The 24261-nt window shown below is 38.5% G+C and carries 21 protein-coding genes and 2 tRNA genes; 18 read left to right on the top strand and 5 right to left on the bottom strand.

From position 1 onward, the window contains the following. The first annotated feature begins 141 nt into the window (after window positions 1-141). The 4 genes from phoA to ACWPWK_RS07125 all read left to right on the top strand — a co-directional run bounded on the left by phoA (window position 142) and on the right by ACWPWK_RS07125 (window position 4649). Window positions 142-1581 (top strand): alkaline phosphatase, encoded by a 1440-nt coding sequence (phoA, locus tag ACWPWK_RS07140; RefSeq protein WP_109374379.1) that lies wholly within the window; start codon window positions 142-144, stop codon window positions 1579-1581. Between the two features lie 421 nt (window positions 1582-2002). Further along, window positions 2003-3628, top strand: coding sequence for a Na/Pi cotransporter family protein (locus ACWPWK_RS07135; protein WP_109374378.1), 1626 nt, complete (start codon window positions 2003-2005; stop codon window positions 3626-3628). A gap of 2 nt (window positions 3629-3630) precedes the next feature. Then, window positions 3631-4179 (top strand): GNAT family N-acetyltransferase, encoded by a 549-nt coding sequence (locus tag ACWPWK_RS07130; RefSeq protein ID WP_109374377.1) that lies wholly within the window; start codon window positions 3631-3633, stop codon window positions 4177-4179. Window positions 4180-4385: 206 nt separating this feature from the next. Beyond that, complete coding sequence (locus tag ACWPWK_RS07125) at window positions 4386-4649, top strand: DUF1435 family protein (protein ID WP_109374376.1); 264 nt, start codon at window positions 4386-4388, stop codon at window positions 4647-4649. Window positions 4650-4715: 66 nt separating this feature from the next. Here the strand turns inward: ACWPWK_RS07125 and ACWPWK_RS07120 are convergent. From ACWPWK_RS07120 to rsmC, 3 genes are all read right to left on the bottom strand, one after another. After that, window positions 4716-4802 (bottom strand) — tRNA-Leu (locus tag ACWPWK_RS07120). Window positions 4803-4837: 35 nt separating this feature from the next. Beyond that, window positions 4838-4924: transfer RNA gene (locus tag ACWPWK_RS07115), tRNA-Leu, on the bottom strand. A gap of 495 nt (window positions 4925-5419) precedes the next feature. Beyond that, on the bottom strand, window positions 5420-6436 hold the full coding sequence (gene rsmC / locus ACWPWK_RS07110; protein ID WP_109374375.1) for a 16S rRNA (guanine(1207)-N(2))-methyltransferase RsmC: 1017 nt from the start codon (window positions 6434-6436) through the stop codon (window positions 5420-5422). 129 nt (window positions 6437-6565) lie between these two features. Between rsmC and ACWPWK_RS07105 the strand changes: the two genes are divergently transcribed. The 13 genes from ACWPWK_RS07105 to deoD all read left to right on the top strand — a co-directional run bounded on the left by ACWPWK_RS07105 (window position 6566) and on the right by deoD (window position 20837). Next, complete coding sequence (locus ACWPWK_RS07105) at window positions 6566-6976, top strand: DNA polymerase III subunit psi (RefSeq protein ID WP_072069009.1); 411 nt, start codon at window positions 6566-6568, stop codon at window positions 6974-6976. Continuing rightward, window positions 6945-7391 carry a ribosomal protein S18-alanine N-acetyltransferase gene (gene rimI / locus ACWPWK_RS07100; protein WP_109374374.1) on the top strand — a complete coding sequence of 149 codons (447 nt, stop codon included), beginning with the start codon at window positions 6945-6947 and terminating at the stop codon, window positions 7389-7391. The genes ACWPWK_RS07105 and rimI overlap by 32 nt, the downstream gene beginning before the upstream one ends. A 634-nt stretch (window positions 7392-8025) precedes the next feature. Further along, window positions 8026-8856 carry a type IV toxin-antitoxin system AbiEi family antitoxin domain-containing protein gene (locus ACWPWK_RS07095; RefSeq protein WP_109374373.1) on the top strand — a complete coding sequence of 277 codons (831 nt, stop codon included), beginning with the start codon at window positions 8026-8028 and terminating at the stop codon, window positions 8854-8856. Then, on the top strand, window positions 8856-9092 hold the full coding sequence (locus ACWPWK_RS07090; protein WP_196564177.1) for a hypothetical protein: 237 nt from the start codon (window positions 8856-8858) through the stop codon (window positions 9090-9092). Before ACWPWK_RS07095 ends, ACWPWK_RS07090 begins: the two co-directional genes overlap by 1 nt. Before the next feature lie 277 nt (window positions 9093-9369). After that, window positions 9370-10959: a peptide chain release factor 3 gene (gene prfC / locus ACWPWK_RS07085; protein ID WP_109374372.1), complete on the top strand. Its 1590-nt coding sequence runs from the start codon at window positions 9370-9372 to the stop codon at window positions 10957-10959. Window positions 10960-12088: 1129 nt separating this feature from the next. After that, window positions 12089-12433, top strand: coding sequence for a BON domain-containing protein (locus ACWPWK_RS07080; RefSeq protein ID WP_109372964.1), 345 nt, complete (start codon window positions 12089-12091; stop codon window positions 12431-12433). Between the two features lie 129 nt (window positions 12434-12562). Next, window positions 12563-13627, top strand: coding sequence for a patatin-like phospholipase family protein (locus ACWPWK_RS07075; protein ID WP_109372965.1), 1065 nt, complete (start codon window positions 12563-12565; stop codon window positions 13625-13627). Then, window positions 13620-14414, top strand: a complete 795-nt coding sequence (locus ACWPWK_RS07070) for a TatD family hydrolase (protein ID WP_109372966.1) — start codon at window positions 13620-13622, stop codon at window positions 14412-14414. The genes ACWPWK_RS07075 and ACWPWK_RS07070 overlap by 8 nt, the downstream gene beginning before the upstream one ends. Window positions 14415-14756: 342 nt before the next feature. Then, a complete protein-coding gene (locus tag ACWPWK_RS07065; protein WP_109372967.1) occupies window positions 14757-16058 on the top strand; it encodes a NupC/NupG family nucleoside CNT transporter in 1302 nt (433 codons plus the stop codon). 519 nt (window positions 16059-16577) lie between these two features. Further along, window positions 16578-17357 carry a deoxyribose-phosphate aldolase gene (gene deoC, locus ACWPWK_RS07060; RefSeq protein ID WP_109372968.1) on the top strand — a complete coding sequence of 260 codons (780 nt, stop codon included), beginning with the start codon at window positions 16578-16580 and terminating at the stop codon, window positions 17355-17357. Window positions 17358-17427: 70 nt separating this feature from the next. Beyond that, window positions 17428-18750, top strand: a complete 1323-nt coding sequence (deoA, locus tag ACWPWK_RS07055) for a thymidine phosphorylase (RefSeq protein ID WP_109372969.1) — start codon at window positions 17428-17430, stop codon at window positions 18748-18750. 66 nt (window positions 18751-18816) lie between these two features. Next, window positions 18817-20043, top strand: coding sequence for a phosphopentomutase (deoB, locus tag ACWPWK_RS07050; RefSeq protein ID WP_099074519.1), 1227 nt, complete (start codon window positions 18817-18819; stop codon window positions 20041-20043). Window positions 20044-20120: 77 nt separating this feature from the next. After that, window positions 20121-20837, top strand: a complete 717-nt coding sequence (gene deoD / locus ACWPWK_RS07045; protein ID WP_100158856.1) for a purine-nucleoside phosphorylase — start codon at window positions 20121-20123, stop codon at window positions 20835-20837. Window positions 20838-20930: 93 nt separating this feature from the next. Here deoD and ACWPWK_RS07040 read toward each other — a convergent pair whose 3' ends face one another. Further along, window positions 20931-21380: a hypothetical protein gene (locus tag ACWPWK_RS07040; protein ID WP_109372970.1), complete on the bottom strand. Its 450-nt coding sequence runs from the start codon at window positions 21378-21380 to the stop codon at window positions 20931-20933. Window positions 21381-22073: 693 nt separating this feature from the next. Between ACWPWK_RS07040 and ACWPWK_RS07035 the strand changes: the two genes are divergently transcribed. After that, window positions 22074-23810 carry a pyridoxal phosphate-dependent decarboxylase family protein gene (locus tag ACWPWK_RS07035; protein ID WP_109372971.1) on the top strand — a complete coding sequence of 579 codons (1737 nt, stop codon included), beginning with the start codon at window positions 22074-22076 and terminating at the stop codon, window positions 23808-23810. Window positions 23811-23906: 96 nt separating this feature from the next. Here the strand turns inward: ACWPWK_RS07035 and ACWPWK_RS07030 are convergent, their stop codons facing one another. After that, window positions 23907-24173: a DksA/TraR family C4-type zinc finger protein gene (locus ACWPWK_RS07030; RefSeq protein ID WP_109372972.1), complete on the bottom strand. Its 267-nt coding sequence runs from the start codon at window positions 24171-24173 to the stop codon at window positions 23907-23909. Between the last annotated feature and the right edge of the window lie 88 nt (window positions 24174-24261).

Genomic DNA, 24261 nt, shown 5'->3' with positions numbered 1-24261 from the left:
TCTGATTTGTCACCAACCTGTCATAAAGCTGTCATCAAAATCGCGTTTACTCTTCATTTCTCTGTCATTTAACTGCCGTAAGCTTTTCCTGACTTAAAACATTAACCCTGTTTTTTTACTTTAGAGTGCAAGGAAAAAGCTATGTCTCATCGTTACCAACGTTCTATTTTATCCGTTATTGTAACAACGCTATTAGCTGGCGCGAGTTTCTCTTCTTTTGCTGCTCCCGTTGCTGCTGATGCCATTTTAGCTCAAGATCGTGCAGCAAAAGGTAATATCACGGAATTTGGCGGTGCTCGCCGTATGACTCAAGATCAAACTGAGACATTAAAAGCAGCTTTAAATAATAACCAAGCGAAAAATGTAATCCTCTTTATTGGTGATGGTATGGGGGATTCTGAAATCACCGTTGCTCGTAACTATGCCGAAGGTGCGGGTGGTTTCTTTAAAGGTATCGATGCCTTACCTATTACGGGTCAATACACACACTACGCTTTAGACAGAAAAACCCAAAAACCTAATTATGTAACAGACTCTGCCGCTTCTGCGACAGCATGGGCTTCGGGTGTGAAAACCTATAATGGTGCATTAGGGATTGATGTGTTTGGTAAGGATCACCAAACTATTTTGGAATTAGCAAAAGCCAATGGAAAGGCGACAGGGAACGTGACAACCTCTGAAATTCAAGATGCAACACCTGCGGCTCTGTTCTCGCATGTAACAGGACGCAAATGCTATGGCCCTGTTGAAACCTTAGAGAAATGCTCAACAAACGCATTGGAAAATGGCGGTAGAGGTTCTATCTCTGAGCAATTATTAGTGACTCGCGCTGATGTCACATTAGGTGGTGGAGCAAAAAGTTTTGCTCAAACCGCAGTGGCGGGTGAATACAAAGGCAAAACGTTAGAGCAACAAGCCATTGAGCGTGGTTATCAAATCGTGAAAGATGCCAAATCACTCGATGCGATTACGCTTGCGAACCAAGATAAGCCTGTACTAGGTTTATTCCATGAAGGCAATATGGCAGTGGCATGGGAAGGCCCTAAAGCGACTTACCACGGTAATTTAAATAACCCACCTTTAGAGTGCAAACCTAACGCTAAACTTGATCCGAATGCGCCAACACTGGCACAAATGACCAAAAAAGCGATCGATTTGCTGAAAACCAATGAAAATGGCTTCTTCTTACAAGTCGAAAGTGCTTCTATCGATAAGCAAGATCATAATGCGAATCCTTGCGGACAAATTGGTGAAACTGTTGCACTAGATGAAGCCGTACAAATCGGTTTAGATTTTGCTAAACAAAACGGCGACACTCTGATTATCGTGACTGCTGATCATGCGCATTCAAGCCAAATTATTGAAGCTGATGTGAAATCCAGTGGGTTAACACAGGCACTTATCACTAAAGATGGTGCGGTTATGGTGGTGAATTACGGTAACTCAGAAGAAGAGTCTCAAGAGCATACAGGAGCACAATTACGGGTTGCCGCTTATGGTCCACATGCGGCTAATGTGGTTGGGTTAACTGACCAAACAGATTTGTTTTTCACAATGCGTGATGCGATGGGTCTGAAGTAAGTTCAAGTTGAATTTATAGTCTGTCTGAACTTGTAGTCGAATTGCCTTACTAAATTGTTGTATTTTCGCGCGGCTTAGAGAGATACCCTCTGGTCGCGTTTTTTTATTAGGATTTGAGTCTGCTAAAAATAAAGTGATAATAAATCAATAGGTTATTTACAGTCTGATTTTGAAAGTGACACTTTCTCTGCTATAATTAGCAGTATTCACACATTAATCCATATAATATTCTCAACTTCTCCATTGATTATTGCACTTAAGTTGCAATATCTTTTTGTCTAAATAACCCAATGTGTTATTTAGACATTACCAGCAAATATCTTTTCTCAGAGCGTTATCTGCTCATGGTCTTTCTCTTTTTTATGAGATTGAAGGAGAACAGAGTCAAACAAACAACGATAAGAATAAGGTTATTTTTTCTATGCTGACACTGCTTCATTTACTCTCATCTGTCGCGCTTCTTGTCTGGGGAACACATATTGTTCGTACAGGCATTATGCGTGTTTTTGGCTCTGATTTACGCCGAATTTTAGGTAAAAGTATTAATAAAAAATCCAACGCCTTTCTTGCGGGTGTGGGCGTAACGGCATTAGTCCAAAGCAGTAATGCGACGGCACTTTTGGTTATCTCTTTTGTGACGCAAGGACTGATTTCGATTACACCAGCACTTGTTATTATGCTAGGCGCGGATGTGGGTACTGCGTTAATGGCGCGTGTGCTGACGTTTGATCTCTCTTGGTTATCGCCACTCCTTATCCTTATCGGTGTTATTACTTTTTTAAGTCGTAAAAAGGAGCGAGTAGGACAACTAGGACGTGTGGGTATTGGTCTTGGTTTGATTTTGTTGGCTTTACAACTCATTGTGGCATCGGCAGAACCTATTATGCACGCAAGTGCAGTCCAAGCTATTTTTACCTCTCTCAGTGGCGATACTATTTTAGCGTTATTGGTGGGGGCACTCTTTGCAATGGTGAGTTACTCGAGCCTTGCGGCAGTGTTGTTAACTGCGACATTAAGTGCAACAGGATTAATGCCATTGTATATCAGCCTTTCCATTGTAATTGGCTCAAATATTGGTAGTGGGTTGCTTGCATTAATAAGTAGTCGGGGACAAAGCGTTGCTTCTCGACAAGTTGTGTTGGGAAGCTTATTTTTTAAACTGATTGGCGCATTGATTGTTTTACCATGGATAACGTATCTTGCTTCTGAAATACAAAAATATGGCTTTTCACCGGCTGAAGTCGTTATCTATTTTCATGTTATTTATAATCTTGCTCGCTGTATTTTGATGATCCCTTTTGTCGGCATAATGGCGAAATTATGTCAGCGACTCATTCCTGAATTACCGACCACGGGATCTGAAATGGCACCGCGTTATTTAGATCAATCCGCTATTGATACGCCTTCATTGGCAATTGCTAATGCGGTTAGAGAATCACTACGATTAGGTGATGTTATAGAACAAATGTTGCAACGTTTTACTGCGTTAATGGAAGGCGATCGTCAGCAAAAAAGGGAAATTAGCCAGTTAGAAGAAGAGGTAGAATTACTCCACAGCAGCATTAAATTGTATATGGCACAAATTCAACAGCATGATCTAGGAACTGAAGATTCTCGACGTTGGGCTGAAATTATTGATACAGCGATGAATTTACAACAATCATCCGCTATTATTGCGCGTATGTCGGCTGAAGTGGTTAGCAAAGGTTTAAATCACCACTTGTTTTTATCGGAGGAAGGACGTCGTGAATTACAGACACTCCTTGAGCGTCTGCAAAGTAATCTGAATCTGGCGATGTCGGTATTTGTTTCCGGCAACATGGAACATGCTCGTAAATTACGTCGAGCAAAACATCGTTTCCGTTTACTCAACCAGCGTTACTCGTTTGCTCATGTAGAACGTCTTCATTTGCATAATATGCAAAGCATTGAAACCAGTTCACTGCACACCAGTTTGCTCGGTGATATGAAACGGTTGAATTCCTTGTTCTGTGCTGTGGCTTATCACGTACTAGAACGAAGTGAATCATCATCAGAACAGGTTTAATAATGAAATACATTATTCGTCAATTAACACGAAATGAAATTCCACAAGTATGGGCAATTGATAGAACCGAGCTTATTGAAAAGCTATATGTCTTAAAAGAAGGAATATTGCTTTTATCAGAGCAACGCTTTGATATGAAAGGTTGGCCAGAAGGTGAAGCAGAACATTACACACCTGTTTTACTTGAAAGTTTTGATCGAGGAGCGCCTTTTTGGGGTGTTTTTAAACTAGATCAGTTGGTCGCGGCGGCAAGTGTTGATCCACAAAAACGGGGTCAAAATGGCACTTTACTTCAACTCTCTTTTTTACATGTTAGCCACCAGCAACGTGGGCAAGGTTTAGCACGAATATTATTTGATTATTGTGTGGAATATGCGAAGAAAAAAGGGGCTGGTGGATTATATATCTCATCAACACCTTCTGAAAATAGCGTGAATTTTTATCAGCATTTAGGGTGTCGTTTAATTGATATTCCTGATCCTGAGCTTTATGAAAGAGAGCCTGAGGATATTCATTTAGTCTTTCATTTCATCGAGCCAAATAACGCTTAATTTTGTTTATTGACTATGGTAACAACATAATAAAATGAAATGCTTTATCGTGAAAATGATAAGGCATTTTTTATGCCTGAGACTAAAGAATACACATAACCATTTAAAAAATAAGGATATAAGGTAAGTTTTTTCTTTATATAAGTTGATTTAGCATAGGTGTTATATATAATAATGAAAATCATTATCATTAATGGTGGGTTATTATGGCTAAATCAACGCGCTTATCTCCAGTTACGTCTTGGACATCTCGTATTAGTTTATGGGAAATGTTGGCGGTTTCTTCTTTATTAACAGTGATCACGCATTCTATTGTAGGAACATCCGCTTTTACGCTGGTTTTAGTGGTTTCAATGCTGTTATCAACCTTGATGTTGTTCCATAAAAAATTACAAATGTGGGTAATGATCCCCGCAGGCGTTGTATTAACCTACAGTTTGATGACACTTTTAGTCGCGTATCATGGATAGAGAAAAGAATACTCGGTGTGTAATCGAATGGGTGTTATTACAAGGAAAAAATAAAGGCTAATTGAGTGGTGCGAAGAGGGGGACTTGAACCCCCACGTCCGTAAGAACACTAACACCTGAAGCTAGCGCGTCTACCAATTCCGCCATCCTCGCAGTTTTACTCAATCATTTTTGCTCTACAAATTGTTTGGTGCGAAAGGGGGGACTTGAACCCCCACGTCCGTAAGGACACTAACACCTGAAGCTAGCGCGTCTACCAATTCCGCCACTCTCGCAATATCAACATCATCTGTGCAGATAGGTGGCGAATTTTATGCTTTTTATTTTTGGCGTCAATTATTTTTTATCAATAAATTATCTTGGTGATGAAAAATAAAACAGCGAGAGAAATACATAAAATGGATCGACTATATTTTTTTTAGAGCTAAGATTAATAATCATTACAAAAACCAATTTCGCAATACGTTTATGAGGTTTTTTATGAAAAATCAATATGTTGATTGTTATTTTATCTGTGATGATATCAAGTAATGTATATGCAGAAATCTTCCAAGATAAAACGGGTCAAGTTGTTGGCTCAGCCCGTACAGGCAGTAACGGTGAGACCATTTACCTAAATAAAAGTGGTCAGGTTATTGGCTCAAAAAAATGATAACTTGCGCTTGAAAATGAAAGGATTTGTTATTAGATGATTGTTTTCAGACGTAAACTGAAGACCCCCAGTAGTTGGAAAATCAATTACTGGGGGGTCTTTATAACAGGGATTGTGATTAGTCTTTCTTGGTTGCTTGGTAAACTTTGAATTTACCTGTTGATGCAAGCACTTCATGAGAGCCAAATACATGATCCAGTATATCTGGATAAGGGATAAATGAATTTGCCACAATGCGTAATTTACCGCCTCTTTTTAGATAATTTGGTGCAAGGCGAATAATATCTTCAGCTGCTTCATAGCTTGTACCTAAACCATCATGGAAAGGTGGGTTTGAGATTATCCAATCATAAGTCTCTTCAACTGCTGAATAGACATTACTCGCAATCACTCGACCTTCTAATTCATTCACGTTTAAGGTAGCGATACTAGAAGAAATTGCCGCAGCATTCACATCACACAGTGTCAGTTTCAACATTGGGTTTTTCTTGCCAAGTACAGTAGCAAGAACACCACAACCACATGCCATATCCAGTAAATCTCCAACCATCGCATCATCAAAAGTTGATAGTAATAAACGGCTACCCTCATCTAATGCATTTTGGCTAAATACACCCGGTAATGCCATTACAGTAAGATCGTCATGGCGATAAGTTTGCCACCAGTTATTACGGTCAAACAGTGTTTGATATGTTTGAGTACCAAAAAATAAGCTACAACGGCGTGCTGAATCTATTTTTTTTAGTTTAGCGATGCCGTTCATTAATTCTGTGGCACTTTTAACACCGCTACGGTTTTCACCGACGATAAAGATTTCAGTACCCACTTGTAAGTTAGAGCAAAGGCTACGCAGTTGGAAAGTGGCTTCGTTTTTATTTTTAGGCCAAAAATAGATCAAGGTATTGCAATATTTCACAAAGGATTGATCAGCAACTAAACCAAAGAGTACGTTATCACCCATTGATTTTAGTAATGGTAGCCACTGGTGATATTGGTTGGTATATGCTCTGACACTTTTCGCCTGAATTTGCGCCGCGAAAGTATCTTGAAGATCACCTGCAATAAGTACATGCCTGTCTGCGAAATGATCTAGGTGACGAAGAATAACTTCGCTAGCAGGGGACAGTGAGGACATTATGATTGTTACTCCTTAAAAAACATGAGACGCATGATATCAGATATAAAGAAACCAACGCTATTTATTGGCGTAGTTTATGCCCTCTGATACTATGTACCGTTGTTCTACACTTGATAGGTAAGCATAATGAGCCGTAAAGACAGAATGTTATCCCAACTTGGAATTCGTCAGTGGGTACTTCGTAAGCCTGCTGTGTTAAAAGGCGAGCATTCTGTTCAATTTCCGGATACAACACGTTTACTTATCATTACTGATGATACCGTTGATCTAAATAACGGGCTTTTCTCTGATATTTTTAGCGCCATGGGGATAGATAAAAACGAAATCTATTGTATTACAACAGATGATGTGAGCATGCTCACAGAATCATTTGATCTTCCCTGCTGGTTATTAGGCACTGATCTCATACTTCCCTCTGAATATACTTCTCTGAGAAGCCCTTCATTACATCAGTTATATTTTGATGCTGATGCAAAACGCGATCTTTGGAAACAAATCTATCAATATGAAGACCATTTCACTCTTAAACCCTGCTGATTTACCTTTAGCATGGCAAATTGAAAAATTAAGTCACTCATTCCCTTGGAGTGAAGAAACATTTTATAGTAACCAAGGAAGTCATTATTTTAATCTGAAAATTTGCATTGATAATATTATTGTAGGTTTCGCAATTACGCAATTAATATTAGATGAGGCAACACTTTTTAATATTGCAATCCATCCTGATTATCAAGGAAAAGGTTATGGTAAAGCGCTTTTACTAGAACTAATTGAAAAACTTGAGAAAAAAAACATCACTACCTTGTGGTTAGAGGTGCGAGAATCTAATGAAAAAGCGTTCAATCTCTATGAATCTATAGGATTTAATTTCGTTTCGAAACGGAAAAACTATTACCCAACAAAGACGGGGAATGAAGATGCGATTATTATGGCTTATCCTATTTCTTTCTAATTAAATTTTTATTTAAGTTAAATTTTAAACGCCTTCTATTAGGCGTTTTTTATTTTATTTAAAGTATTAGAATTTTATTTTTTATTAATTGTATTTAAAATTTATCTTTATTTTCACTTAATGTAAATTTATAAAGTTAATTTCACTTTTGTCATCGTTTAATTTTAAAACACTAGGTGATTATAACGGTGTTAAAAAGGTGAATAGTATTTAAAATAAGTAAATTGAATATTTATTTTTGTTTTAAATAAAGTGATTGACCTCTAAATATAGAAAAAATTAAATCTAAATAAAGGTGTATTTATTTTGGTTTTTATATTCAATCCCGATTTTAACCGAAAATAAATAGGCTAATTCTTTGCTTTATTAGTAGCTCATAAAGGTAACTTGTAAAATTTTTAGTCAATATAGGTACGTTAAGAGTTTCAATGAAAACAAGGTTACTCTATGAGGCGATAGCTAGATTGGTTCTTACAAAGCAAACAAAACAAAGCATTGCAGATGTTACTCGCAGACTGAACTAAGTAAGCCTTCTAGGTTTTAGTAGTGTGGGTTTAAAAATTGGCTATTATACGGCGATTTCCGCCGTAAAATGATAAAAGGATAAACTAGAGAAAGGATTTGGTGTTTAGAAATGATTAGTCATTCCCAGCGAGAAACGGCGAAAGAGTCTTATAAACAGTCTCTTAAAACTCTTTTACCTTATGGCATGTTAGCTACAAAGAAATGGCTTGCAGAGCAGGGCTTGAGTGCGCATTCATTAGATAACGCTGTCAAAACCGATACGTTATTGCTACTAGCTAGCCAGTATTCCCGATCTGTCACTTGGGAAGGCGTAGTAGTTTCTATGCAGCGTATGATGGATAAAAGTGTAGATGAACAACTTCCGCCTGTTGTGGTAGGTGGATTGTCAGCGCTTTCCATATCTGGTTTGTCACAATATTTGTCATTAGGGAGTACACCTCATATTCATTTATATGCAGCGAGAAAGCTTCCCTCCTGGCTTGCGAGACTGTCATTACCAATTAAGTTCGAAGGGCATAGTACAAGTAAACTTTGGCCTGATAGCTTATTCAAAGATAGAGCATTCGTTAAAGAGTATAAATGGGAAGAGCAATTGCCACCTGTGTATTTTTCATGTCCGGAAAAAGCCATATTGGAGGTGTTGGTAGATTTGCCTGAAAGTGTGTCATTTGAATATGCCGATGAGTTAATGCAGGGGTTGGTGAACTTATCTCCAAGAAAGCTTGATACGCTCTTAAAAGCATGTAAAAGCGTAAAGGCCAAACGCTTATTCTTTTGGCTTGCAAAACGCCAAGCTTATCCTTGGTTTGATAAGTTAAATGTAGAAAATTACGATTTAGGCTCAGGTAAATGTGTTGTTGCTAAAGGTGGGAAGTTGGATACAGAGTATCTAATAACAGTACCTCAGCATATGGCATTGGCAAGTAAAGGATCAGTTTAGTGGAACTAGAAGCCGTAAGGGTGCGCCTAGTAGACCTTATTCACCAGGGACTGACCAATATTGAAAAGGCTTTTTTGCTATCCTTTAAAAATCGAAAGCCCAATTGGTCTTTACTCAGTTTGGATGGAGCCAGTGAGCTTCCTGCCATCAAATGGAAACAAATCAATTTGGCAAGAATGCCGAATGAAAAACATGCACAAGCCCTAGAAAAGCTGAAAGATGTTCTCGGTATATGATTTCTAAAAAATAGACATTTATGTCGTGTTGAACACTTCCATGCCGTGCTCCTGTTACAATATTAACTGTTACAAGATCGAGTATTGCAGTTTAAATTGTAGAAATGGTAACCAATTACGCAACCATTGATTGTTTATACAGACAAGATAGGCGAAAATAAGCGCCAATTAAGATTAACTTACGGGTTGAATGTTTTTATAGTCACTTTAATTATTACTTATAGCAATATATCAGTGTCTTACATTCTCTCGTCTATCAACTAGAAGATCACCATTGATGTCTAATCCTATTTTTCAGCAAGAAGTTGCTCGTCGTAGAACTTTTGCCATTATTTCCCACCCCGATGCGGGTAAGACAACCATCACTGAAAAAGTGTTGTTATTCGGACAAGCAATTCAACGTGCAGGAACCGTAAAAGGTCGCGGTTCAAATCAGCATGCAAAGTCTGACTGGATGGAAATGGAAAAACAACGTGGTATTTCTATTACAACCTCAGTCATGCAGTTCCCTTATGCAGATTGCTTAGTTAACTTATTAGATACCCCGGGGCATGAAGACTTCTCTGAAGATACTTATCGTACTTTAACCGCAGTTGACTGCTGTTTAATGGTTATTGACTCCTCTAAAGGGGTCGAAGATCGTACTCGTAAGTTAATGGAAGTAACACGTTTACGTGATACCCCAATTCTGACCTTTATGAATAAACTCGACCGTGATATTCGTGATCCAATGGAAGTCATGGACGAAGTTGAAACAGAATTAAAAATTGCGTGTAGCCCAGTTACTTGGCCTATTGGTTGCGGAAAGCTCTTCAAAGGGGTTTACCACATTCTGAAAGATGAAACTTATCTTTATCAAACAGGTCAAGGTCACACTATTCAGGATTCTCGTGTCATCAAAGGGTTAGATAACCCTGAGCTTGATGAAGCTATTGGTGATGATTTAGCAAGTCAATTACGTGATGAATTAGAATTAGTATTAGGTGCTTCTCATGAATTTGATCATGAGGCATTTTTAGCTGGCGAATTAACTCCAGTGTTCTTTGGTACAGCATTAGGTAACTTTGGTGTTAACCATATGCTTGATGGCCTTGTAAAATGGGCGCCAGCACCAATGCCTCGCGAAACCGATGTGCGTAAAGTTACCGCTTCTGAAGAAACTTTCACAGGTTTCGTCTTTAAGATCCAAGCAAATATGGATCCTAAACACCGCGACCGTGTTGCATTCTTACGTGTTGTATCTGGTATGTATGATAAAGGCATGAAACTGCATCAAGTTCGTCTCAAAAAAGATGTGGTAATTTCAGATGCATTAACCTTTATGGCGGGTGACCGTTCTCATGTTGAGCATGCTTATCCTGGGGATATTATTGGTCTTCACAACCACGGAACCATTCAAATTGGTGACACCTTTACTCAAGGTGAGATCCTGAAGTTTACAGGTATTCCAAACTTTGCCCCAGAATTGTTCCGCCGTATTCGTTTACGTGATCCGTTAAAACAGAAACAGTTGCTTAAAGGATTGGTACAGTTATCAGAAGAGGGTGCTGTACAGGTCTTTAGACCATTGGCGAATAACGATTTAATCGTAGGTGCCGTGGGTGTGCTTCAGTTTGATGTGGTTGTTGCAAGACTGAAGAGTGAATATAACGTTGAAGCGATTTATGAATCCGTTAACGTTTCAACAGCACGCTGGGTTGAATGTAATAACGAGAAAAAACTCGAAGAGTTTAAACGTAAAAATGAACAAAACTTGGCACTTGATGGCGGCGATAATTTAACTTATATCGCACCAACGATGGTCAATTTGAATTTAACGCGTGAGCGTTATCCTGAGGTTGAGTTCCATCAGACCCGTGAACACTAAATACTCGTCATACTTCAAGTTGCAGCGTTGTTGACTACGTTCATTCGCACTAGTCACATACTTTTGTATGTTCCTAGCGACTCATTCACTTGTCGCCTAGCTGCACCTTGAATTATTTAGAGTATTTATTTGCCATGTTTCAAGTTGCAGCGTTGTTGACTATGTTCATTCGCACTAGTCACATACTTTTGTATGTTCCTAGCGACTCATTCACTTGTCGCCTAGCTGCACCTTGAATTATTTAGAGTATTTATTTGCCATGTTTCAAGTTGCAGCGTTGTTGACTATGTTCATTCGCACTAGTCACATACTTTTGTATGTTCCTAGCGACTCATTCACTTGTCGCCTAGCTGCACCTTGAATTATTTAGAGTATTTATTTGCCATGTTTCAAGTTGCAGCGTTGTTGACTATGTTCATTCGCACTAGTCACATACTTTTGTATGTTCCTAGCGACTCATTCACTTGTCGCCTAGCTGCACCTTGAATTATTTAGAGTATTTATTTGCCATGTTTCAAGTTGCAGCGTTGTTGACTACGTTCATTTGCACTAGTCACATACTTTTGTATGTTCCTAGCGACTCATTCACTTGTCGCCTAGCTGCACCTTGAATTATTTAGAGTAAGAGTGCTGTTATGTTTCAAGTTGCAGCTCGAATTATTTAAAGTAAGCATGCTGAAGCTGCATCTAGACTTATTTTGAGTATTTAACTCAATGAAAAGGCTATATTTTTAATATAGCCTTTTTTGTTTTTTTACGTCATTGCACATTATTTAACAATAACACTCTGTGAGATACTCGATTTCTCTATTAAATTCGTTTTGTATACCCTGAATATCCTGCCCAAAAACCCTTCTTCATTCGGAATTACTCTTTTTTTTCTGCTAAAATTATACTCGTTTTTATACTTATTTATAAATAAATGTAAAATTTTTTATAGTTTTATGGGTTATTAATAGAATAAAATCATTAGGATTAGTCTTTATTTGTTATTTTTTGCTTTATTAAATGCCAATAGATTATTAGTGTAATAGCTTAGTTTGTTAAAATTTTTTAGTACTTAATAAAAATACACATATTAAAAATACACATATTTCCTATCGCAGTTATTGTGATTAGGGGGAGAGCAATGAAACAATATAAAACGCTAAAATTAGCGTTAGTAATGTCAATGGGCTTAACTTTTTTCAGTATGGGCGCGTCAGCCGAAACATCGTGGTATAGCGAAATTAATACTGTAACGAATAACACAGGGCAGAATCTAAGCGATACTTCTATTTCTAATAAAATTAAAGGTACGCTATTGCCAATGCAAGATATCGATAGTGACAATATTTCTATTCGTACTGAATTTGGGCATGTCTTTCTTTCAGGTTTTGTTGATAGTAAAGCGCAAGAAGAAAAAATATTGCAAGTTATTGAAAAAATTGAAGGAGTTAAAAGCGTAGACTCAGATGTAAATATCAAATCATAAACATGATTTTCTTTTATATTCGTCATATTCTAAGAAGATATTGTCTAAATTATTTGTATGAATACGTAAAAAGAATGACGTCAAAAAAATGTGAGGGTATCCTTTGTTAAGTTGTATAAAGGAGACATTATGGGGAAGTATATACCTGTCACATTAAATAATATTACGGCACTCGAATTTCAATCATCATTGCCACAAGGTAAAGTTGCTTTAGTTTGTGAAGGCGGGGGACAACGCGGGATCTTTACTGCGGGTGTCCTTGATGAATTTATGCGATCACAATTTGATCCCTTTGATATTTTACTTGGGGTATCTGCGGGAGCGCAAAATTTATCTGCTTTTGCCTGTGGTCAGCGTGGGTATGCACGTAAAATTATTAATCGCTATACAACTAATAATCAATTCTTCAATCCTATTCGCTTTGTTCGTGGCGGCAATTTACTCGATCTTGATTGGTATATAGAAACAACGGCTAAAGAAATGCCTCTTGATATGCCAACAGCACTACGCCGTTTTGATGCGGGTCGCGAATTTTATATGGTGGCAAGTCGTTCTGATAATTTTCAGGCAAATTATTTTCAGCCCGATGAACCGACTTGGCTTGAGATAATCAAAGCATCCAGTGCCATTCCTGCTTTTTATCGTAATGGTGTCTTATTTCATGATGTTGTTTATCATGATGGTGGTATCAGCGATGCTATTCCTGTGAGAGAAGCTTATCGACGTGGTTGTCGTACTATTGTCGTTGTTCGTACCGTTCCTTCTGAATATCAATACACAACAGAATGGGTTGAGCGTATGGGAAAATGGTTTGAAAATAGCCGTTTACAGCGCTTTATGGCGATGGCTCAAGTACATATCGAAACCTATACCGACACAATTAAATTTATCCAATCTCCCCCAGAAGATGTTGTTGTTATTGAAATATATCCACCAACTACATTGCAATCTAGTGCATTAGGAAGTCGTTTAAATGCATTAAATCATGATTATCATGTGGGGAGACGTTGCGGGCGTTATTTTCTGGCGACAATTGGTCAGCATTTCTCTAAGAAAAAATTCAAACAGTATGATAGAAAAGTCTTTAGCTTGTTTGAACAAGAAGCGAAGGCTGATAAAGCAGAGAATGCTTCTATTATTCAACAAGGAACTCGAAGCGTACATCCTGACGTGAGGCAAATTCAGAATGAATAAATTTATTGATACTCACTGCCATTTTGATTTTCCGGTTTTTTATGATGATATTGCCAACAGCTTGTCACTAGCGCATCAAGCTCATATTGAAAAAATAATTATTCCCGCCGTTGCACGTTGGAATTTTGATGTTGTTGCAGAGTTAGCGAATAATCATCATCAATTATATTGTGCATTGGGGTTACACCCTTTATATATTGAAGAGCACACTGAACAGCATCTCTTGGAATTAAAACAGAAATTAAAAACAGCTTCTCGTTGTGTTGCCATCGGAGAGATAGGGCTTGATGACTATATGGATAATCCTCAGCCTGAGAAGCAAGAGGCGTTTTTAATTGCACAGCTTAAACTAGCGATTGAATTTGATTTGCCTGTGATCCTACATTCACGTAAAACCCACGATAAGTTAAGTGCACTTTTACGCCGTTATGATGTGCCTCGCAAAGGGGTTATTCATGGTTTTGCAGGAAGTCTGCAACAGGCAGAAAAGTTTATTCAGCAAGGCTATTTTATTGGCGTTGGTGGAACTATTACTTATGAGCGAGCACAAAAAACTCGCCGCGCAATTGCCTCGTTACCACTAGAATGTCTGTTATTAGAAACAGATGCTCCTGATATGCCTGTGAGTGGTTTTCAAGGTGAACCTAATCGCCCTGAGCGTATTCAGAACGTTTTTTCCCAACTCTGTGATCTGCGTCAAGGATCACCAGAGGTGATCGCAGAGCAACTCTATCTCAATAGCCTACAATTATTCCAATTAAAAGATAACACCTCGTCTTTATCTTAAACTTATTTAATCAAAAAGATTAAAAATACGCCTTATTTTAATTGTACTTATACAAATAAAACGTTCATTTATTTCTGCTATTTAAGATTAAAGCCATCATTTGTTAATCGAATGATATTTTTTTTAAATTAGCCTATTCAATAAGTGCGTTTTTTAGGTTTGTTTATGTGATCTACTTCTCATTTGTGGGTTTTGTGTTGCTTTTTCCAAGCGCTATTTGTGATGGATATAGAGGGTTCTTTTTCTGGACTAGGTATAATTATCTGGCAAAAAGAGTCAATAATCTCAGGTTAGAGCATTATTGATAATCCATTAAATTTTTATGTGAACAGGGATCCTTCAATGCAACTCATTATGAGCTTGGTCGGAATGGCAACATTAATATTGATAGCCATTCTGTTTTCCAGCAATCGACGTGCAATTAGACTACGTACAGTTGGTGGCGCATTCCTTATTCAGATTGGCTTAGGTGCATTTGTTCTTTATTCCGACGGTGGTCGCGAAGTGCTTCTTGCGGTTTCTGATGGTGTTAAGAATGTTATTGATTACGGCAATAATGGGATGAGCTTCCTATTTGCAGGCCTAGTATCAGATAAAATGTTCGAGTTGTTTGGTGGTGGCGGTTTCGTATTCGCCCTACGCGTACTGCCTGTTATCGTGTTTTTCTCTTCTTTAATTGCTGTGCTGTATTACCTCGGCATTATGCAAATTGTGATTAAGATTCTTGGTGGTGGTTTACAGAAAGTCCTTGGTACATCACGCACAGAATCGATGTCTGCAACAGCCAATATCTTTGTGGGTCAGACCGAAGCTCCGCTTGTTGTTCGTCCTTATATTGCAAGAATGACAACCTCTGAGTTATTCGCTGTTATGTGTGGTGGCCTTGCTTCTGTTGCTGGTTCTGTTCTTGCTGGATATGCAAGCATGGGCGTGCCATTAGAGTATTTGATTACGGCATCATTTATGGCCGCACCAGGTGGTTTACTCTTTGCTAAGCTGTTGATCCCTGAAACAGAAACGCCAGACGATCAAAAAGATGCGCTGGATAAAATGACCGATGAAGAAAAACCAGCAAATATTATTGATGCAGCTGCAGCTGGGGCATCTTCAGGTTTACAGCTTGCTCTTAACGTCGGTGCTATGTTACTTGCTTTCGTTGCGTTAATTGCATTAGTCAATGGTATCTTAGGTGGCATTGGTGGCTGGTTTGGTTATGAGAATTTCTCATTAGAATTAGTATTAGGTTGGGTTTTTGCACCTATTGCTTTCTTAATCGGTGTACCTTGGAGTGAAGCGACCGTTGCTGGCTCATTTATTGGTCAAAAACTGGTTATTAATGAATTCTATGCTTACTCTGAATTTAGCAAATATCTACAAGATGAAGCTCAAGTTGCTGCATCAGGCTTAATCATCTTATCAGAACAAACAAAGATAATTATCTCCTTTGCACTGTGCGGTTTTGCTAACCTCTCTTCCGTTGCTGTACTGCTAGGTGGTTTAGGTGGAATGGCTCCAAATCGCCGTAAAGACGTGGCTCGTTTAGGGATGAAAGCCGTACTTGCTGGTACACTCTCTAACTTAATGAGTGCGACGATTGCAGGTTTCTTCTTTGCATTAACCGCAATGGCTGTTGTTGCTGCTTAATTGATTTTGATTATAAAGAGCAGATGGGTTTTGCCTGTCTGCTCTTTTATGTTTGTTTTCTGCTGTAATGTTAACTACTTTTATTGTGAGAGATATTTCGCAATTTGTATTGAATAGGGTCAATAGCGATATCATTTCATATTGATCTCGCTTTTTTTGCGTTATAAAGACGACTTAGAGGCGTTATTCGAGTAACATTAAACCAGAAAATGACCTAATTGTGATGTTGATCACACTTATATGTCATTGTTTGCAAGTTGCATTTGATTAGTGTGACGTAAAGCACATCTAATTGTTCCTTAGCGTGTTCAAATAAGATGTGCTGAAACTTCATGGAATGGCGAAGGCTCAATGACGGGTCGCCGAAGTGAGCATAGCGCGGTGAGAGGGAGCTCAGCTGTCGTTGTAGCGCAAGTTACAACAACATCTTCAAGGAACCAAGTCCGCTCGCCAACAAATTTAATCGCTAACCTTAAGCGTACGCCCAAAAGGGCTTGAGAAACATCGTTGGAGAGTTTTATGACAGATTTAACCGCTGCAGCGCGCCTTGCGCTGTCTTTGATGGATTTAACTACATTAAATGATGACGACACTGATGCAAAAGTGACTGCATTGTGTCATCAGGCTAAAAGCCCTGAAGGGAATACAGCCGCTATTTGTATCTATCCACGTTTTATTCCGTTAGCACGTAAAGTGTTACGCGAACAGGGTACTCCAGAAGTCCGTATCGCAACCGTAACTAACTTCCCTCATGGTAATGATGATTTAGATATCGCATTAGCAGAAACCAACGCGGCATTAGCTTATGGCGCAGATGAGGTTGACGTAGTTTTCCCTTACCGTGCATTTATGGCCGGTAACGAGCAAATCGGTTTTGATATCGTTAAAGCATGTAAAGAAGCTTGCGCAGACGCGGGTGCTTTACTGAAAGTAATTATTGAAACGGGTGAGCTGAAAGATCCAGCGCTTATCCGTAAAGCATCTGAAATTTCAATCAAAGCAGGTGCTGACTTTATTAAAACTTCCACAGGTAAAGTACCTGTAAATGCAACACTGGAAAGCGCTGAGTTAATGATCCAAGTGATCCACGATATGGGTGTTGGCAAAGAAGTTGGTTTCAAACCAGCGGGTGGTGTACGTACCGCTGAAGAAGCTGCTCAATACCTTGCATTAGCTAACCGCATTATGGGTGACAACTGGGTTGATGCCCGTCACTTCCGCTTTGGTGCGTCAAGCCTGTTAGGTAATTTATTAGCTACTTTAGGTCATGGCGAACAAAAATCGTCTAGTGGTTACTAATCCATTCGTGAAATACGCCCGCTTTTCGTTATTGTGGGCGTTACCAATGCTATAAAACCAGGAGGTTGCAGTGTTTCTTGCCCAAGAGATTATTCGTAAAAAGCGTGATGGTCATCCTTTAACTGAGGAAGAAATTCGTTTTTTCATTAATGGCGTCAGAGATAATACTGTTTCTGAAGGTCAAATTGCTGCCTTAGCAATGACTATTTATTTCCACGACATGACAATGCCAGAGCGTGTTGCTTTGACATTAGCTATGCGTGATTCCGGTTCAGTACTGAACTGGAAAAGCCTAAACTTAAATGGCCCAATTGTTGATAAACATTCAACCGGTGGTGTGGGTGATGTTACTTCACTGATGTTAGGGCCAATGGTTGCTGCTTGTGGTGGTTATGTTCCTATGATTTCTGGTCGTGGATTAGGCCACACAGGCGGAACATTAGATAAGCTTGAGGCAATTCCGAGCTTTGATATTTTCCCTGATGATGAGAAATTCCGCGACATTATTCGCAATGTCGGCGTTGCCATCATTGGACAAACTAATTCATTAGCACCTGCTGACAAACGCTTTTATGCTACCCGTGATATTACTGCTACAGTTGATTCAATCCCGCTTATCACTGCATCTATTTTAGGTAAAAAATTAGCTGAAGGCTTAGATGCATTAGTGATGGACGTTAAAGTTGGCTCGGGTGCTTTTATGCCGACTTATCAAAAATCGGAAGAGCTGGCTGAGTCAATTGTCCAAGTAGCAAATGGCGCTGGCTGTCAAACCACTGCACTGTTAACTGATATGAACGAAGTATTAGCTTCTAGCGCAGGTAATGCGGTTGAAGTTCGTGAAGCGGTTCAATTCTTAACAGGCGAATATCGTAATCCACGTCTATTTGAAGTCACTATGGCGCTGTGTGTTGAAATGTTAGTATCGGGTCGTTTAGCGGATGATCGTCAACAAGCTCGCCAAAAACTGCAAGATGTGTTGGATAACGGTAAAGCAGCAGAAGTCTTTGGTCGTATGGTTGCAGCACAGAAAGGCCCAACTGATTTTGTTGAAAACTACAATAAATACCTGCCAACTGCGGTATTAAGTAAACCTGTATTCGCTGAGAAAACAGGATTCATCACAGAGATGGATACACGTGCATTAGGTATGTCTGTTGTGACATTAGGTGGCGGTCGCCGTAAAGCGACTGATGCTATTGATTACAGTGTTGGCTTAAGCGACATCGCAGCACTTGGTGCCGAGATCAATACAGATACACCTTTAGCAATGATCCATGCTAACAGTGAAAAGTCATGGCAAGAAGCTGCGGCTGAAGTCCGTAAAGCGATGGTAATTGGTGACAGCAAACGCGAAGCTTCACCAATGGTGTACCGCCAAATCAGCGAATAAGAACTCAATTACGATTTATAAGTGACATATCCGTAGCCTACGGAGAATGACACTGGAGAGAGAATTATGAAACGTGTACATATCATGGTATTAGATTCCTTCGGTATCGGTGCTGCCGGTGATGCGGAGAAATTCGGTGACCAAGGTTCAGACACTTTAGGGCATATCGCACAAGCGTTTGCTGACGGTAAAGCAGATAGAGACGGTCGTAAAGGTCCTCTTCATTTACCTAATCTTTGCCGTTTAGGTTTAGGTAAAGCTGCGGAAGAATCAACAGGTAAATTCCCTATCGGTTTAGACAAAAACGCAGATATTATCGGTGCTTATGGCTACGCGAGTGAAATCTCTTCTGGTAAAGATACTCCGTCAGGCCACTGGGAAATCGCAGGTGTTCCTGTTCTATTTGATTGGGGATACTTCAAAGAACTGAAAAATTCATTCCCACAAGAGCTGTTAGAAAACATCGTTAAACGTGCCAAATTACCTGGATACTTAGGTAACTGCCACGCATCTGGTACAGTGATTTTGGATGAACTGGGTGAAGAGCATATGAAAACCGGTAAGCCGATTTTCTATACCTCTGCTGACTCTGTATTCCAAATTGCATGTCATGAAGAAACTTACGGTTTAGATGAATTATATGAGCTGTGTGAAATTGCTCGTGATGAACTAAACAAAGGCGATTACAACATTGGTCGTGTTATTGCGCGTCCATTTATCGGTGACAAACCAGGTAACTTCGCTCGTACAGGTAACCGTCATGATTTAGCGGTTGAGCCACCAGCACCAACTATGTTGAAAAAACTGGTTGATGAAAAACAAGGCCACGTTGTTTCTATCGGTAAAATTGCTGACATCTACGCAAACGTAGGTATCACTAAGAAAGTGAAAGCAACGGGTATTGATGCTCTGTTTGATGCGACACTTGAAGAAATGAAACTTGCGGGTGATAACACTATCGTCTTTACCAACTTTGTTGATTTTGACTCCTCTTACGGTCACCGTCGTGATGCTGTAGGTTATGGTGAAGCACTTGAGTTATTCGATCGTCGCTTACCAGAACTGATGGAACTGGTAAAAGAAGATGACATTCTTATTTTAACAGCAGACCACGGTTGTGACCCAACTTGGCCAGGTTCTGATCATACTCGTGAGCACATTCCTGTTCTGGTTTATGGTCCTAAAGTTAAACCAGGTTCATTAGGTCATCGTGAAACCTTCGCGGATATCGGTCAAACTGTCGTGAAATACTTCGGTTTATCACCAGTCGATTACGGTAAAGCGATGTTCTAATTTTATTTCGGTAGGTATAGCAATATACCTACCGAATAATATTTAAATAGTAAAAAGATCAATTAAAAGGAAGAGTTATGGCTACCCCTCATATTAACGCAGAAATGGGCGATTTTGCTGATGTCGTTTTAATGCCGGGCGACCCGCTTCGTGCTAAATACATCGCTGAAACTTTTTTACAAGATGTCCGTCAAGTAAATAACGTTCGTGGTATGTTAGGTTTTACAGGTACGTATAAAGGCCGTAAGATTTCTGTTATGGGTCACGGTATGGGTATTCCTTCTTGCTCAATTTACGCAAAAGAATTAATTACTGATTTCGGCGTAAAAGTGATCATCCGTGTGGGCTCATGTGGTGCAGTATTACCAGACGTTGAACTACGTGACGTTGTTATCGGTATGGGTGCATGTACAGACTCTAAAGTTAACCGTCTGCGTTTCAAAGACCAAGATTTTGCTGCTATTGCAGATTTTGAATTAGTTCAAAATGCAGTATCTGCAGCTAAAGCAAAAGATATTAAAGTTCGTGTTGGTAATATCTTCTCTGCTGATCTGTTCTACTCTCCAGATCCAGAAATGTTTGATGTTATGGAAAAATACGGCATCCTTGGTGTTGAAATGGAAGCTGCTGGTATCTATGGTGTTGCTGCTGAATATGGTGCAAGAGCACTGACTATCTGTACTGTCTCTGATCACATCAAAAAAGGGACACAAACTACAGCAGAAGAGCGTCAAACGACTTTTAACGAAATGATTGAAATTGCATTAGAATCTGTTCTGTTATTAGAAGACTAATCAATACATCTCGTTGCTTAATGTTGCTTAATAATAGTAAAAACCCAATTCTTTGAATTGGGTTTTTTTATGTCTAATCAATAATATGGCAAATTAAGGCGCATAAATATAGGTTTCTAAATAAGGATCCATTTTAATTGAGTAATTTTTTAAATTATCCAGGCTTGGTGTTAATGGCCCTTTGCACTCTTTTTTACTGAGAATATTATTGTCTTTATAAACAATAACACCATTAAATTGCCATCCTCTACCTTCACCGTCGTAAACAACGTAGCTGTAGTTCCCATTCTTAAATCGAACATAAGTCGATGCCCCTGCAACAAACATCTGATGTCCATAAAAGACATTATTATTGGGTTGTTGAGGTACTGGTAGTGTTATCTCTGTTTTAGCAAGTGTGCCATAACGATACACTGGGGGTTTTCCCTGTTCAGCGGATACACTGACATACTTACCATTTTCAAGTTGGCAGGTAAATTCTTCAGCATGGACACTTGCGGATAATAATACGAATACAGCAACAACAGCTATATGTGCTTTCATATTGTGTTCTCCGTTAATTACCTACTCTATTACTTTAAGTATCGGCAAAGAAAACAAAATATGTAGAGTAAATATTCTGATTATTTAGCCAAGTTACTAATTTTCATTTTAACCAATATTTGTGTTATTTCCAGAATAATCAACTGCGATAATTTCTTTGTTTATTTTTTCATTGAATGTTATCTGCCAAATCAGCCTTATCCAATATTTTATACCTAATAATACTTAAAATTAGAATTAATTTGCTAATTATGAAAAATATCATAGTGATTTCGTTTGATTTTGTTCTTTTTAATTAAATTAAATGTAATTTTCACTGTGCCAATTGTAGAAATAACAGATTAATTCAATTAATTAAATTAAGAGTTCAGTAATATCAGTTGGTTAGCATTCTATTGTTATATTTTGATTATATTTCAAATAGTTAATAGTATTGCAGATGATTATTTTTGTTTTTATCTTTATTTTCATTGTGATGTCAGTCACATAAGTATATAAATGAAATAATCATATCTGTAAATTTAACTTTCCGAAGATTTCTATTGTATTGATATTAAATAAAATATTTTGTTTTATGTGGTTGCCAGCAGAACCAATGCGATCGCGTGAAGCACTAACTAATTTAATTAGAAAATGTATAGTATTGCTATGCAATCAATTTAAAATTTTGTCGGTTTCTATTTGGAGAATATAGTGAAAAATCAAGATTTATTAGGTCTATCTTCTGCTAACATTCTAAATGCGGAATTTGAGAAGAAATACCACGACGTTATTGCTCACTTTTTCAGCCGAGATCCGAAGTATTGGCCGATATTTCAGGATAAAACCATCCAATCGATTACACAGTTTAGAAAAACAACGACTAATGATAATGACCAATTACAGCGTTATTCTAATGGGCCACAATTATTTGAACGTTTAATGGCAGATACACAAATCCAACAAAACATTAATTACCCAGAAAACGATCCTAATGAATTACTGATGTTAGTTTCGACACTGTGTAAAAACTGGGAAAACCCACTCGCCGTTGAAAACGTTATTGCGATGCCAAGTGATCCAGGTGTTTATGGATCAATCTTAGGATTAATGGGCAATCCTAATATGGTGTATTGCGAATATTCAGGTGTTGCTGATGCGTTAGAAAAAGTGACGATCAAAAAAGTCGCAAAATTAGTGGGATACGATCCTGAAGTTGCCTCTGGTGTATTCACTCAAGGTGGCACCATGTGTAACTTATATGGTTATCTTTTTGGTTTACGTAAATCTATGCCAAATTCTAAGCATTTAGGTATGGCAGCAGATCAAGACTATCGCATTATTAACTCTCAAGGTGGTCACTATTCAAACATGACCAACCTTGCACTATTAGGTGTTGATGTCGATAACAAAACGATCCGCATTAAAGTATCTGAAGATAATACTATTAATCTAGAACACTTAGAGCGTGAATTAAGAGCCTGCTTTACTGTTAAGTGTAAAGTGCCAACTATCATGTTAACCACAGGCACAACAGATACCTTTGGTGTCGATGATGTGAAAGGTGTTTGTGAATTACGTGACCGCTTATGTGAAGAATTTGAGATCCCTGTTAAGCCACATGTCCACGTTGATGCTGCCGTTGGTTGGCCGATTATTTTCTTCTTAGAATATGACTTTAGCGGTAACCCTCTAGCAATTAATGATGTCACTTTAGAAGGCTTACGCCAGAACGTTGAGAAATTCAAACATCTGAAATATGCCGACTCTATCACTATCGACTTCCACAAATGGGGATATGTACCTTACACCTCAAGCTTAGTACTAGTGAAAAATGGTAATGACTTCGTTGCACTGGAAAACGATCCTGAAAACTTCACCTATTTTGAGCACGAATTAGAAGGTCAAACCCACTTACAATCAACTATTGAATGTACACGTAGTGGTGTGGGTATTTTTGGTGCTTATTCTGCGATGCACTATATGGGCATTGAAGGTTACCAAACTATTATTGCCCACTGTTTGCAAAACGCGAACTATATGCGCCATCAGTTATTAGAGATGGGCAATGCAAAAGTGATCGTGCCACAAAACCAAGGGCCAAGTGTTGGCTTTAAATTGTATGATCCAAACTTAGTGAAAGATCCTAATGTTGCTTTTGATATAGAGTTAACGTGCGCTACAGACAAAGAAGCGTATGATTTTATGGTTCACAATACTCAGTGGCATAGAAAACTTTTCTTACAGCGTGGTAGAGAAGGCTTATTTACTAACTGGGTTGATTCTATTGCTTGTTCTAAATATGCAAAAAATAACCGTTATATTTATCTTCCAGGTGAAAAAGCGGTATTTATGAACCCAAATACTGAACGCGCACATATTGATAATTTCATGAAGATTTTAACTGAAATGAGTCAAAATATGAGCTCGAAAAAGGCTGCAAAAATCTAATTAAACCCTTGTCTGATTAAATAAAACAAACTGTACTTTAATAGAGGAAACTCATATTAAGGTACAGTTTTTGTTTTATATGATAATAGTTGCAGATTATCTGAGTTGGCTATCTTTACTACCACGGCGATTATATCCACTAAAGGTATTATTCTTTTTATCAATTACCTCTTGGCAATTTAAACAATAACGTACGCCAGGAACGGCTTTTTGCCGAGCCACAGAGATTGGATCACCGCACTCATCACAAAACGCAGCGCTTTCGCCTTGTGTCATTTGATTGCGAGCTCTTGCAATTGCATCATCAATGGTGGCATCGATTTGCTCTTGAACAGCACTATCATTAGCCCATCCACTTGCCATCATATTCTCCTACTTTAACAGTGAATATAAACATTATTATTGGGGCTTTGGTGAAAAAATCAACAGATGGAAAGGAGAAATGCGTCTT

The organism is Proteus sp. Marseille-Q3619, assembly GCF_965283115.1.
This window is presented reverse-complemented; position numbering and strand designations above follow the sequence as displayed.